General features: G+C 67.2%; 15 protein-coding genes. 9 read left to right on the forward strand and 6 right to left on the reverse strand.

The annotated features are described in order from the left end of the window. From CETAM_RS04970 to CETAM_RS04980, 3 genes are read left to right on the forward strand one after another with little or no spacing between them, the layout of a single operon-like run. Nucleotides 1–294 carry a hypothetical protein gene (locus tag CETAM_RS04970; protein ID WP_156227543.1) on the forward strand — a complete coding sequence of 98 codons (294 nt, stop codon included), beginning with the start codon at nucleotides 1–3 and terminating at the stop codon, nucleotides 292–294. Nucleotides 295–337: 43 nt separating this feature from the next. Next, nucleotides 338–505 (forward strand): DUF3117 domain-containing protein, encoded by a 168-nt coding sequence (locus CETAM_RS04975; RefSeq protein WP_084602788.1) that lies wholly within the window; start codon nucleotides 338–340, stop codon nucleotides 503–505. Nucleotides 506–537: 32 nt separating this feature from the next. After that, entirely contained in the window at nucleotides 538–1,404 is an 867-nt protein-coding gene (locus CETAM_RS04980; protein ID WP_156227545.1) for a methyltransferase domain-containing protein, read from the forward strand. A 3-nt stretch (nucleotides 1,405–1,407) separates the two neighbouring features. Here the strand turns inward: CETAM_RS04980 and CETAM_RS04985 are convergent, their stop codons facing one another. Together CETAM_RS04985 and glgA are read right to left on the reverse strand one after the other, a co-directional pair. Then, nucleotides 1,408–2,814: a GH32 C-terminal domain-containing protein gene (locus tag CETAM_RS04985; RefSeq protein ID WP_231587588.1), complete on the reverse strand. Its 1,407-nt coding sequence runs from the start codon at nucleotides 2,812–2,814 to the stop codon at nucleotides 1,408–1,410. A 48-nt stretch (nucleotides 2,815–2,862) separates the two neighbouring features. Then, nucleotides 2,863–4,035, reverse strand: coding sequence for a glycogen synthase (gene glgA / locus CETAM_RS04990; protein ID WP_156227549.1), 1,173 nt, complete (start codon nucleotides 4,033–4,035; stop codon nucleotides 2,863–2,865). A gap of 136 nt (nucleotides 4,036–4,171) precedes the next feature. On the opposite strand from glgA, the gene glgC reads away from it, so the two are divergent. After that, complete coding sequence (gene glgC / locus CETAM_RS04995; protein ID WP_156227551.1) at nucleotides 4,172–5,389, forward strand: glucose-1-phosphate adenylyltransferase; 1,218 nt, start codon at nucleotides 4,172–4,174, stop codon at nucleotides 5,387–5,389. Nucleotides 5,390–5,475: 86 nt separating this feature from the next. Here glgC and CETAM_RS05000 read toward each other — a convergent pair whose 3' ends face one another. Beyond that, nucleotides 5,476–6,120, reverse strand: a complete 645-nt coding sequence (locus CETAM_RS05000) for an O-methyltransferase (RefSeq protein ID WP_156227553.1) — start codon at nucleotides 6,118–6,120, stop codon at nucleotides 5,476–5,478. A 150-nt stretch (nucleotides 6,121–6,270) separates the two neighbouring features. On the opposite strand from CETAM_RS05000, the gene sigE reads away from it, so the two are divergent. From sigE to tatB, 3 genes are read left to right on the forward strand one after another with little or no spacing between them, the layout of a single operon-like run. Further along, complete coding sequence (gene sigE, locus CETAM_RS05005; RefSeq protein WP_156227566.1) at nucleotides 6,271–6,888, forward strand: RNA polymerase sigma factor SigE; 618 nt, start codon at nucleotides 6,271–6,273, stop codon at nucleotides 6,886–6,888. Between the two features lie 51 nt (nucleotides 6,889–6,939). Further along, a complete protein-coding gene (locus CETAM_RS05010) occupies nucleotides 6,940–7,335 on the forward strand; it encodes an anti-sigma factor family protein (RefSeq protein ID WP_156229377.1) in 396 nt (131 codons plus the stop codon). Between the two features lie 37 nt (nucleotides 7,336–7,372). After that, the gene (tatB, locus tag CETAM_RS05015; protein WP_156227568.1) at nucleotides 7,373–7,816 is read left to right on the forward strand and encodes a Sec-independent protein translocase protein TatB; all 444 of its coding nucleotides are present in this window, start codon (nucleotides 7,373–7,375) and stop codon (nucleotides 7,814–7,816) included. On the opposite strand, the gene CETAM_RS05020 is transcribed toward tatB, so the two are convergent. From CETAM_RS05020 to CETAM_RS05030, 3 genes are read right to left on the reverse strand one after another with little or no spacing between them, the layout of a single operon-like run. Next, complete coding sequence (locus CETAM_RS05020; RefSeq protein ID WP_156227570.1) at nucleotides 7,813–8,943, reverse strand: Mrp/NBP35 family ATP-binding protein; 1,131 nt, start codon at nucleotides 8,941–8,943, stop codon at nucleotides 7,813–7,815. The genes tatB and CETAM_RS05020 overlap by 4 nt on opposite strands. Before the next feature lie 25 nt (nucleotides 8,944–8,968). Continuing rightward, nucleotides 8,969–9,538 (reverse strand): DUF1003 domain-containing protein, encoded by a 570-nt coding sequence (locus CETAM_RS05025; protein WP_156227572.1) that lies wholly within the window; start codon nucleotides 9,536–9,538, stop codon nucleotides 8,969–8,971. Continuing rightward, complete coding sequence (locus tag CETAM_RS05030) at nucleotides 9,531–10,838, reverse strand: magnesium transporter MgtE N-terminal domain-containing protein (RefSeq protein WP_156227574.1); 1,308 nt, start codon at nucleotides 10,836–10,838, stop codon at nucleotides 9,531–9,533. The genes CETAM_RS05025 and CETAM_RS05030 overlap by 8 nt, the downstream gene beginning before the upstream one ends. 51 nt (nucleotides 10,839–10,889) lie before the next feature. On the opposite strand from CETAM_RS05030, the gene CETAM_RS05035 reads away from it, so the two are divergent. Both CETAM_RS05035 and CETAM_RS05040 read left to right on the forward strand, forming a co-directional pair. Then, on the forward strand, nucleotides 10,890–11,372 hold the full coding sequence (locus CETAM_RS05035) for a general stress protein (protein ID WP_156227576.1): 483 nt from the start codon (nucleotides 10,890–10,892) through the stop codon (nucleotides 11,370–11,372). 11 nt (nucleotides 11,373–11,383) lie between these two features. Beyond that, nucleotides 11,384–12,049, forward strand: a complete 666-nt coding sequence (locus tag CETAM_RS05040; protein WP_156227578.1) for a type 2 periplasmic-binding domain-containing protein — start codon at nucleotides 11,384–11,386, stop codon at nucleotides 12,047–12,049. Nucleotides 12,050–12,057 lie beyond the last annotated feature (8 nt).

Below are 12,057 nucleotides of genomic sequence, written 5' to 3' on the forward strand. Positions count from 1 at the left end.
ATGTTCTCCTGGCTGCTGCTCGTCATCCTGTTGATCGCGTTCGTCGCGATCGGCATCGTGTTCTGGGGCAGTGTCTTCGGGCGCGGAGAGGTGCTGCCGCCTCTCGATCCGGATGAGACCCTCCGGGCCAACCGGGTGGCCGTCGGGACCGGAAACCTCGACGCGGTGCAGTTTGAACTCGTCTACCGCGGCTACCGTCCGGAGCAGGTCGATGACGTCATTGCGCACCTGTCGGCGGAGCTGAAGGAGGCCCAGGAAACCATCGCCCGGCTCTCTTATCTGAAAAAGGACTAAACTGGTCAGGGTAAACGATCCGAGAAGAAGGAGCCAACTCAATATGGCAGCTATGAAGCCGCGTACCGGTAACGGTCCCATGGAAGCGGTCGAGGAAAGCCGGAAGATCGTGATGCGCATCCCGTCTGACGGCGGCGGTCGTCTGGTTGTTGAGATGAGTAAGGAAGAAGCGGCCGAGCTCGGCGCACTGCTCACCGCTGCGGCCGAATAGGCCCACCAATCTGTGAGGGTATGCTCGACTGCATGCTCTCCGACATCATCGACGTGCTCGCTGATCCCGCCGACGGCACCCCGCTGTCCGGCGTGGAAGACTTCACCCGACTGGTCTCCGAGTCGGGCCATTCTTATGACGTGGCCCGACAGGGGTATGTGACCCTCGCCTCCGGCGCCGGGCTGCGCCACCAGGGTGACAGCATGGAGATGGTGCTCGCCCGCGAGACATTCCTGTCCCGCGGGCATTTTGCTCCCTTCGTGGAGGCCGTGACAGCCGGTGTGCACGACGCGCTCGATGATGCCGCAGTGCCGGACACCGCACTCCCCGTCATCGCCGAAATCGGCGCCGGCACGGGTTACTACCTCTCCCACACCCTCGATGACGTCGAAGGGTCACGCGGCGTCGGTCTGGACGTGTCGGTCCACGCCGCACGACAGCTGGCCCGCTGCCATCCTCGTGTGGGCGCCGTGGTGGCCGACGTGTGGGAGGGGCTCCCGATGCGGGACCGTTCCATCGACGTGATCACCGTCGTCTTCGCCCCGCGCAACGCCGCCGAATTCGCGCGCGTGCTGACGGAGGGCGGGCAGGCGGTGTTCCTCACCGCCGACCGCGGTCACCTGGCTGAGCTTCGTGGACCGCTGGGGATCCTCGATGTGGAGGAGGGCAAGATCGACCGCCTCGTCGAGCAGGCGAAGGGTCATCTCACCCCCGTCACCGAGCCCACACCCATCGAGTTCCCCATCGTCCTGGACAGGGAGTCCATCGCCGCGCAGATCGGTATGAGCCCCTCGGCACGCCACATCGGAGCCGGGGAACTGGACAGGCGGATCCAGGCGCTCCCCGAGACGATGGCCGTCACTGCCCGGGCCCACCTCCTGCGGATGGGCCGGGCTTAGCGCCTACTGTTCGTAGTCCGGCAGGTTCCCGGAAGTGACGGGACCGCGCTCCCAGTGGCGCTCCAGCACTGCCCCGCCGGAGACCTCCACACGGATGGCGGAGCAGCCGCCGTCGATGTAGACGCGGCTGGCCATGGTGACGGCACCGCCGTTGGCGAAGACCTCGACGGTGGAGCCGTCGACGAAGATCGACAGCGAGTCGGTGTCGCCCTCCGCCAGCCTCGTCCGCGCCACCGCATCCCCCACATGATGGGGGTTGGCCGACCTGTCGAGGGTGAGCTGGTCACCGGAGTGGACGATGGTGGCGGCGGGTGCGCCGGCGGCGTCGAGAAGCGTCGCGGTGAGGCTGCTGCCCGCAGGTATCTGGCACAGGCCGGTCCACGATCGGGCGCGGTCGGTGCGGCTGATCGCGTCAGGCAGTCCGGCGGGCGGGGTCTGGAAGAGCAGCCCTCCCTGGAGCGTGACCACCCGTGGCAGGGACAGGGCGTTGGCCCAGTTCTCGGTGGCCAGGGTGGGGTGTCGCCTCGGATCGTCCTGACGTCCGACGCCGTTGAGCAGGCCGAAGATGACTGACCGCTGGTACCGCTCCTCCTCGGGGACGGTGCCCGTGGTGACGTTGGTGTTGCGGGGGCGGGTGAAGTCGTGGCCGTGGTCGATCCGGGTGAAGGGGGTCTTCACATCGAAGGTCGTCCCACGCAGCGTGCCCACCAGGAAGCCGGAGATGTCGATGCCGTCGCTCTCGAGGGTGATCAGCAGGACGTCGTAGATGTTTCCGTCGACCTCGTCGCGGAGCCGGAAGATACGCGGGCCGACGACGATGGAGGCGGCGTCGAAACCCGGGTCACCCTCGAAGCCCAGGTGACCGGAGAAGTCCCAGGAACGACCGTCGGGGCTGGTCAGCACAACCGGGACGGGCGCCTCGCCGCTGCCGGTGACGGCGAGCATGAGCCAGCCGTCGTGCCCCGCGTGACGGTCGTCGTTGGATTCCCAGGCGGGGACGACGCAGGGGGAGCGGAACCGGGTGTGACCGTCGCGGTCGCTGACCACGTCGCCGATCCGCAGGACGCGGCTGTCCACGGTGAACTCATCGTCGGAGACCGGGCATTTCTCGTCCAGGTCCGCCAGTTGTGCGACCTGGATGGAGGTGCCGACGGCGGTGACGGAGGTGAAGTAGAGATCAAGCCCCGACCCGTTGGCCACCACCGCGCCGGCACGAAGGCCGATCTCCCCGCCGACGGGGGCGAGGGCGTCGTCGCAGATCTCCCAGTCGAAGGGGCCGTCCTCGGAGACGACATGCGCCCAACGGGCGGGGGAGTCGGGGGTGGGGCGGTACTGGTGGAAGAGGTGCCAGGTGTCACCGTCGAGAAGCACCCCCGCCGGGGCGTCCAGGACCCCCGACTCGGGGGTCACGTGCAGTTCGGGACGGTAGGAGATCCTGCGTGCAGAAATGATGTCCTCCTAGCGCAGCGACTGGTAGATGTCGAGCGTCTGCTGGGCGATGGCGGCCCAGGAGAAGTCGTTGACGGTACGTGCACGACCCGCCGCGCCGAAGGCCTTCGCCCGTGCGGAGTCGGCGACCATGGCGTTGACCTGGGCGGCGATGTCGCGTTCGAAGGACTCGACGTCGTTCTCGTCGTAGTGGACCAGGGTGCCGGTCTCGCCGTCGACGACGACCTCGGGGATGCCGCCGACGTCGGAGGCGACGACCGCGGTACCGCAGGCCATGGCCTCGAGGTTGACGATGCCCAGCGGCTCGTAGATCGACGGGCAGACGAACGTGTCGGCGGCCGTGAGGATCTCCTGGATCTTGTCGCGGTCCAGCATGTCCTGGACCCAGAAGATGCCGTCGCGCTTCGCCTGCAGCTCCTCCACGAGGGCGGTGGTGCGGGCGGCGATCTCCGGGGTGTCCGGGGCTCCGGCACAGAGGACCAGCTGCACGCCCTCGTCGAAGTGGGCGGCCGCCTTGATCAGGTGCTCGACGCCCTTCTGACGGGTGATGCGGCCGACGAAGGCGACGATCGGACGGGAGGGATCCACGCCCAGTTCAGTGAGGACCGAATCCTCGGCCTCGTCGAAGGTCGGGCGGGGCTGCCACAGCTGGGTGTCGATGCCGTTGAGGACGACGTGGACCCGGCCGGCGTCGATACGCGGGTAGGCCTCGAGGATGGAGTCCTTCATGCGGGCGGAAACCGCGATGACGGCGTCCGCGTACTCCATGGCGTTCTTCTCCGACCAGGAGGAGACCTCGTAGCCCCCTGCGAGCTGCTCGCGCTTCCACGGACGGTGCGGCTCGAGCGAGTGGGCGGTGGCGACGTGCGGGATGCCGTGCAGGCGGGCGGCGAGGTGCCCGCCCAGGCCGGCGTACCAGGTGTGGGAGTGGGCGACGTCGACGTTGCCGGCCGCCTCTGCCATCCGCAGTCCGGTGGACAGCGTGCGGATGGCCGGGTTCGCGTCGGCGAGCGCCGGGTCGACGCCGTGGACGTACACGCCTTCCATGTCACGGGGCGCACCCATGCAGTGGACGTCCACTTCCGCGATCTCCCGCATGAAGCGGGTCAGCTCCGTGACATGGACTCCGGCGCCGCCGTAGACCTCGGGCGGATATTCTCTGGTCAACATTCCGACTCTCATGACACCCAAGGTTAGCCACGCGGAGGGACGCCTGCAGGGGGTGTCGGGGGTAGTGGGTGGCGCGTGGTCACACCATCGGGGGATTGAATGTCATCTTCCCCGGCGAAAACGGTCCGGAAGCCCTAGATTGGGTCACGTGAAGACTCAGCCGAATGTTCTTGCCATTGTTCTCGCCGGCGGCGAGGGAAAACGTCTGTTCCCCTTGACGGAGGACCGGGCCAAACCCGCGGTTCCGTTCGGTGGCAGCTACCGCCTCATCGACTTCGTTCTGTCGAACCTGGTCAACGCGGGCTACCTCAAGATTGCGGTGCTGACGCAGTACAAGTCGCACTCGCTTGACCGCCACATCTCCCAGGCCTGGTCGCTGCACGGGCCGGTCAGCCAGTACATCGCCTCGGTGCCTGCCCAGCAGCGTCGCGGCAAGCGCTGGTTCACCGGCTCCGCAGACGCCATCGTCCAGTCCCTCAACCTGATCTACGACGAAGAGCCGGACTACGTCATCGTGTTCGGTGCGGACCACGTCTACCGCATGGACCCCTCCCAGATGGTCGAGGAGCACATCGCGTCCGGCAAGGCCTGCTCGGTCGCCGGTATCCGCGTCCCCCGCTCCGAGGCCAGCGCCTTCGGCGTCATCGAGGCCGACGACGAAGGCAACATCACCGAGTTCCTGGAGAAGCCCGCCGACCCGCCGGGCACCCCGGACGACCCGAACGTCACCTTCGCGTCCATGGGCAACTACGTGTTCACCACCAGCGCGCTGATCCAGGCACTGCTGGATGACGAGAAGAACGAGGACTCCGACCACGACATGGGCGGTGACATCATCCCGTATTTCGTCGACCGCGGCGAAGCCCACGTCTACGACTTCTCCACCAACGAGGTCCCGGGCGCCACCGAGCGTGACAAGGGCTACTGGCGCGACGTCGGCACCATCGACGCCTTCTACGAGGCGCACATGGACCTCATCTCTGTCCACCCGGTGTTCAACCTGTACAACCACATGTGGCCGATCCACTCCACCGAAGACCAGAACTTCCCGCCCGCGAAGTTCACCCAGGGCGGCATCGCCCAGTCGTCGATGGTGGCCCCCGGTTCGATCGTCTCCGGCGGCACCGTCCGCAACTCGGTCCTGGCGGGTGACGTCCACATCGCTGAGGGCGCGACGGTCGAGGGTTCCGTGCTCATGCCGGGTGTCCGCGTCGGCCGGGGTGCCGTGGTCCGTCACGCGATCCTGGACAAGAACGTCTATGTCCGCGAGGGCGAGATCGTCGGCGTCGACCGTACCCGCGATGAGGCCCGCTTCAAGATCTCACCCGGTGGCGTCGTCGCCGTGGGCAAGAACGAAGTGGTCTAGGACGGTAGTCCGCAGCCAGACTCTTCACGCGGTGGAGGCCGGTACCCGAACAGGGGTACCGGCCTCTCTGCGATTTCCCCCGGCGTTCAGCGACGGGTGATCAACGTCATGCCGGCACCCAGCGGCAGGCGGGTCACCAGGGCGCCCTCGAGGCTGCGGGCGATCTCGTCCGCTTCCCGGGCGGCGGCGGTGGCGCGGTCGCGGCGGGAGTCGTCGGCCAGGGTGGCGTCGAGAAGCGAATCCGCCAGGACCAGCGTGCCGCCGGGGGTGAGCAGCGGCCAGGCGGCGTTGACGATCGCCGGCAGTTCGACGGGCGGCACCTCGGCGTAGACGAGCTGATAGGAACCGGCGGCGAGACGGCTCATCACGTCGAGGGGGCGGGACGGCAGGAAGCGCACCCGGGAGGGGGCGAAGCCGGCCTGGCGGAAGACGGAGCGTGCCTGGGTCTGATGTTCGACCTCCGGATCGATGCAGGTCAGTGTCCCACGCTTGCCGAGTCCGCGGAGGATGTACATCCCGATGACGCCGGCGGCGGGGGTTACGGCGACCGCGCCCGTGGATTTCCCGGACGCGGTGGATGCGGCGAGAGTGGCCAGGAGCTGGCCGGTCATCTCGTCGGGGACGGAGAGTCCGAACTCCTCGGCGTCGCGGCGGGCGGCGGTGAGGGCGTCCGGGATGTCCGAGGTCGATTCGATGTAGGAGCGTAATGCGTCATAGGCCGTGTCAGTCACAATTATCCAGTCTAGGTGGATGCACAGGTGTTTTTCCCGCACACCCGGCAAAGTGGCTGATGTGGCCAGTGGGGCGGAGGACGGCGCTTCACAGAAGTTTGCCAGTTCATTGTGTAGTGTTCTGCAGTCCGATGTAGCACGATAGAGCGCATGACGCGCACCACAGGACACGACGACCACGCCCCGGCCGACGACCTCGCCGGGACTGCCGCGTTCGATGCCGGTCAGGGGGACATGCCGACCTGGGGTGAGCTGGTCGCCGAACACGCGGACAGCGTGTACCGCCTGGCGTTCCGCCTCTCCGGCAACCCCTACGATGCTGATGATCTCACCCAGGAGACCTTCATGCGCGTGTTCCGTTCCCTCAAGCACTACCAACCGGGCACCTTCGAAGGGTGGCTGCACCGCATCACCACCAACCTGTTCCTGGACATGGTGCGCCACCGCAACAAGATCCGCATGGAGGCGCTGCCGGAGGACTACGAGCGTCTCCCCGGCACCGACATGACGCCGGAGCAGGCCTACAACGTCGCCAACCTGGACCCTGCGTTGCAGGACGCGCTCGATCAGCTCGGCCCCGACTTCCGTGTGGCCGTTGTACTCTGTGACGTCGTCGGCATGTCCTACGACGAGATCGCCGACACCCTGGGCGTGAAGATGGGCACCGTGCGTTCCCGCATTCACCGGGGCCGGACCCAGCTGCGCGCCAGCCTGGAGGCCGCAGCCCAGAAAGACGAGGGCGCGAAACTTCTCCTGCGGACCCGTTGAGCCGATCCCAAGTATTCTGGAGAGGAGAACGTGAGGAGGTCAGCCGTGGCGATGATTCGTCCCAATCTGTCAAGCTTTCCGCGCCGGACCCGCGGGCGCCGGGAGTTCGCGTCTGTCGAGCACCTGAGCCTCGAGGCCGTCGCAGCCTTCGTGGACGGGGAGCTTTCCGACGCCGCGACGCACCGCGCCCGCGTCCACCTCGTGCACTGCCCTGAATGCCGGCAGGAGATCGAGCGGCAGCGAGGTGCCTCCGAATGGCTGCGCGGGTGCAACGTCACCGAGGACGTCCGTGTCCCCCATGACCTGCTCGCCCGGCTGACGGGGATCCCCACCCGCCCGGTCAAGGCCGGCCCGGACGCGGCGTCGATGCCCATGCCGGAACCGGAGTGCCTGCTGGACAAGGTGGAGATGATTCTCCGGGCGGTCAAACGTAACCAGGGCCACTAGTCGTGTGAGTTCGGCAAGGTACGACTAAGGTGAATGTGTGTTTCAGAGTATCGGTTGGCTGGAGATTTTCACGCTGGTGATCGTGGCCCTCATCGTCGTCGGACCGGAGCGGCTGCCCGGTCTGATCGAGGATGTGCGTGCCGCGATCTTCGCGGCCCGTCGCGCGATCAACAACGCGAAGAAGGAACTCAACGGCGAGTTGGGCGAGGAATTCGAGCAGTTCCGCAAGCCGATGGAGCAGGTCGCGGAGTACACGCGCCTGGGACCGCGCGGGGCGATCACCAAGGCGCTCTTCGACGGCGACGATTCCGCCCTCGATGCTTTCGACCCGAAGAAGATGATGGAGGAGGACCCCCGCGCCCCCCGGCAACCCCAGCCGCAGCCATCCCAGCAGCAGGTACGTCAGCCGCAGCCGACCCAGGAGTCCCCGAAGGGCGACTACGGCGCCGGCGGCGGATTCTCCTGGGCGGATATCACCTAGGAGCCGGTGACCCCGAGGCCCAGTGACCTGCCGGCGAGCGACTCGCGGCGGGTCATGATCTTTTCCGCGATCCGGCTGATGGCGGCACCGGCGGGGGAGTCCGGCTCGGATACGGCGATCGGCGTGCCCTCGTCGCCGTGGACGCGCAGCTGCGGGTCGAGGGGGATCTGGCCGAGCAGCGGGACCTCGCCGCCGGTGAGGACGGAAAGACGGTCCGCCACCTGCTGGCCGCCACCCGAACCGAAGACGTCGAGCGTCGAGCCGTCGGGAAGCACCATGGCGGACATGTTCTCGATGACCCCGGCGACGCGCTGGCGGGTCTGTTGCGTGATGGAGCCGGCACGCTCAGCGACCTCTGCGGCAGCCGTCTGCGGGGTGGTGACGATGAGCAGCTCCGCGTTCGGCACCAGCTGGGCCACCGAGATGGCCACGTCGCCGGTTCCCGGCGGGAGATCCAGGAACAGGAAGTCCAGATCGCCCCAGAAGACGTCGGCGAGGAACTGCTGGATCGCGCGGTGCAGCATGGGGCCGCGCCATACGACGGGTGCGTTCCCGTCGACGAAGTGGCCGATGGAGATCAGCTTCACGCCGTGGGCGATCGGCGGCATGATCATGTCGTCGACGGCGGTGGGGCGCTGATCGGAGCCGAGGAGACCGGGGACGGAGTGGCCGTAGATGTCGGCGTCCAGGACACCGACCTTGAAGCCACGGGCGGCGAGCGCCACGGCGAGGTTGACGGTCATGGAGGACTTTCCCACGCCGCCCTTGCCCGAGGCCACGGCGTAGACGCGGGTGGTGGAATCGGGATCGGCGAAGGGGATCGTCGGCTCCTCGACGCCGCCGCGCAGCGACATGCGCAGTTCGCGGCGCTGTTCGTCGCTCATGACGTCGGTGGTGACGGTGACCGCACCCACGCCATCGAGTTCCTCCACGGCGGCCTGCGCGTTGCCGGTGATGGTGGACTTCATGGGGCAACCGGCGATGGTGAGGTAGAGCTCAACCGCGACGTCGGGGCCATTGACAGTGATCGACTTGACCATCCCCAGCTCGGTGAGGGGCTTGCCGATTTCAGGATCCTCTACGCGGGACAGCGCGCTGCGGACAGCGGATTCGGTGATAGCAGACATGACGTCGTCCATCGTAGTAGGCGTGTCAACGATCAGGATCTTCGGCCAGGTCACCCTGGATCGGTTCGTAGAGGTCCGCGGCGGAGTCGTTGACGTCGGCCGAGACGTCATCGAGCTTGGCCTCGAGTCTTTCGAGCAGGCCCCGCAGATCCTCCAGCTCGTGGCGCAGGTAGTCACGGGAGACCATCTCGCCGACGGCCAGGCGGACGGCGGCGAGCTCGCGGGCGAGGAACTCGGTGTCCGCCTTGGTCTCTTCAGCGCGCCTGCGGTCGGCGCTCAAGGTGACCTTGTCACGGTCCTCCTGACGGTTCTGCGCCAGCAGAATCAGCGGTGCCGCGTAGGCGGCCTGCGTGGAGAACGCCAGGTTGAGCAGGATGAAGGGGTAGGGGTCCCACTTCCAGATGAACCAGCCGCCGGCGTTGAGCGCGATCCACACGATCACCATGACGGTCTGCCACATCAGGTACTGGCCGGTGCCGAAGAACCGGGCGACCTTCTCCGCACCCGCACCGACGGTGTCGTCGTCGAAACGGAGGAACTTGCGACGTCGGCTGTAGACGGGTGTACCCAGATCGGAGCGGATGTACTCAGCCATTGTTCACCTGCTTATCGACGTCGTGTCGACCCTTCGGCCGCACGCCCTCCAGGCGCCAGTCCTCCGGCAGGAGATGGTCCAGGAGATCGTCGACGGCGACGGCCCCGAGGAGGTGGTGGTTCTCGTCCAGGACAGGCCCGCACACGAGGTTGTAGGTGGCGAAGTAACGCGCGGCGGTCTCCTGGTCATCATCGGCGTACAACGGCGGCAGGTCGGGGTCGAGGATGCCGCCGATCAACGTCGAGGGAGGCTCGCGCAGGAGTTTCTGCATGTGGACGCAGCCCAGGTACTTCCCGGTCGGGGTCGCCGTGGGCGGACGGACGACGAAGACCATGGAGGCCAGCGAGGTCGGCAGTTCAGGGTCGCGGGCGAGCGCGAGCGCCTCAGCGACGGTGGTCTGCGGGGTCAGGATGAGCGGCTCCGGGGTCATCAGGGCGCCGACGGTGTCGGGGGAGAAGCTCATGAGCCGACGCACCGGCGCGGACTCCTCCGGGTCCATCAGCTCGAGCAGCACCTCGGCCTTGTTGTCCGGCAGTTCCTGCAGGATGTCCGCGGCGTCGTCCGGATCCATCTCCTCCAGCACGTCCGCGGCACGCTCGATGTCCAGGGTCTCCAGGAGCTCCGCCTGGTGGTCCTCCGGGAGTTCCTGGAGGATGTCGGCGAGGCGCTCGTCATTGAGTTCGCTGGCCAGCTGGTGGCGCTGACCGGGGGTCATGGCGTGGAGGTAGTTGGCAACGTCGGCCGGGCGCATCCGGTCGAAGGTGGCGATCAACTCAGCGATGTTGTCGGACTGGCCGACCCCGGCTGCGCTGACGCCGTGGATATGGGGCCACGGGATGGTGTACATCTGCGGTGAACGCCCGAACTTCGGACGGGGGCCGAAGACCGCTGCGCGGGTGATCACCCAGTCGCGGGTCCGGGTGCGTTCGAGTTCGATGTCGGCGATCTCGATGGCGCGGCCGTGCAGCTCCTCAAGTTCCGGGGTATCGGTGTGCACCTTGGATCCCACCAGGTCGCCCATGACGGTGAGCTCGCCGGACCGGACCTGGAAGGCCCGCATGGACACCGAACCGGTGGCCAGGGTGACGTCGCGGGGTTCGATCGCCGCGATGCGCAGCATGGGTACGAAGATGCGGCGATTGTTGACCAGCTCAACGACCACGCCCAGGGCGCGCGACTGTTGGCCGTGAGGTCGGATGTTGACCACGACATCACGGACGCGGCCGATCGGATCAAGCTCCGGATCTCGGACCTGCAGTCCGACCATACGGCCTGCGTACACGCGGGTGACAGCACTCATGGCTTCAAGTCTAGACCGGAACCAAAAGGCACCCCGGAACGTTGTAGGGACATGAGCACCCCGTTACGTCCCCGTCCGACCGGCTGGCCGATAGGTAGTTTCGCCTCCTACGAGGACGCCCAGGCGGCCGTCGACAAGCTCTCGGACATGCAGTTTCCCGTGAAAGATCTCACGATCGTCGGTGTCGACCTCATGGAGGTGGAAAAGGTCACCGGTCGTCTGACGTGGGGCCGGGTCATCGGCGGCGGTGCCCTGTCGGGCGCGTGGATCGGCGTATTCTTCGGGCTGCTCTTCGGGTTGCTCGGCGGGGGTTTCCTCACGCCGCTGCTGACGGGCGTGGCCATCGGCGTCGTGTTCGGCGTAGTCACTGCGGCGGTGCCCTACGCCATGTCGGCGGGCAGGCGCGACTTCACCTCCCGGACCCAGATCGTCGCCGGCCGTTATGACGTGCTGTCTGACCCCGCCCGCGCCGCTGAGGCGCGCGACATCATCGCCCGTTCCGGACTGGCGCGTAAGGCGAACCCCGAGGGGTAGAGTTCTGAGGCATGAATCGCCTCGCCGCCCGTGCCGTCCTGCCTGCTCTCGGACTCGTGGGGATCATGTCCCTGGCGGCGTGTTCCACCGCCGAACCCGGACGGGAAGACAATCCGGATCACACCCGGCCGGTCAGGATCACCGTCTCCCCGAACTCCACGGAGCAGCTGATCCTCGGTGAGGTGTACTCCCAGGTGCTTGAGGAGACCGGCAGGTCCACGAGCCTGAGCATCGGGGACTCCCCGGGAGAGGTCGGCCCCCTGGAGCGGCTACGCGCAGGGGAGACGGACCTGGTCATCGGCTGCACCGGCTTCTTCCTGCACACACTCGACCCGAACCGGGCGGAGGAGTTGTCCACGGCGATCGAGACGGGTGAGGTCGAGGATCCGTCGGACGAGACCTACCGGGCGTTCATGGGTGCGCTGCCCAGCCAGATGACGTCCCCGGATCCGTCCTCGGCCCAGGGGTGTGCCGCGGAGATCCGTGATGGGCAGGCACCCGAGCTGCCGCAGTCCGTCATCCCGGTGTACGACCGGGGCATCTTCGACCGCGAGGAGCTCGAGGAGGTCACCGCCGTGACGCGCTTCCTCACCACGGACGAGATCGCCGGACTCGTCGAGGCCACGGGGGAGGGATCCTCGGTGTCGGGGGCTGTCGCGGAGTGGCTGGGGTACTGATCCTCCCG

The sequence above is a fragment of the Corynebacterium comes genome, assembly GCF_009734405.1.
Lineage (GTDB): Bacteria > Actinomycetota > Actinomycetes > Mycobacteriales > Mycobacteriaceae > Corynebacterium > Corynebacterium comes.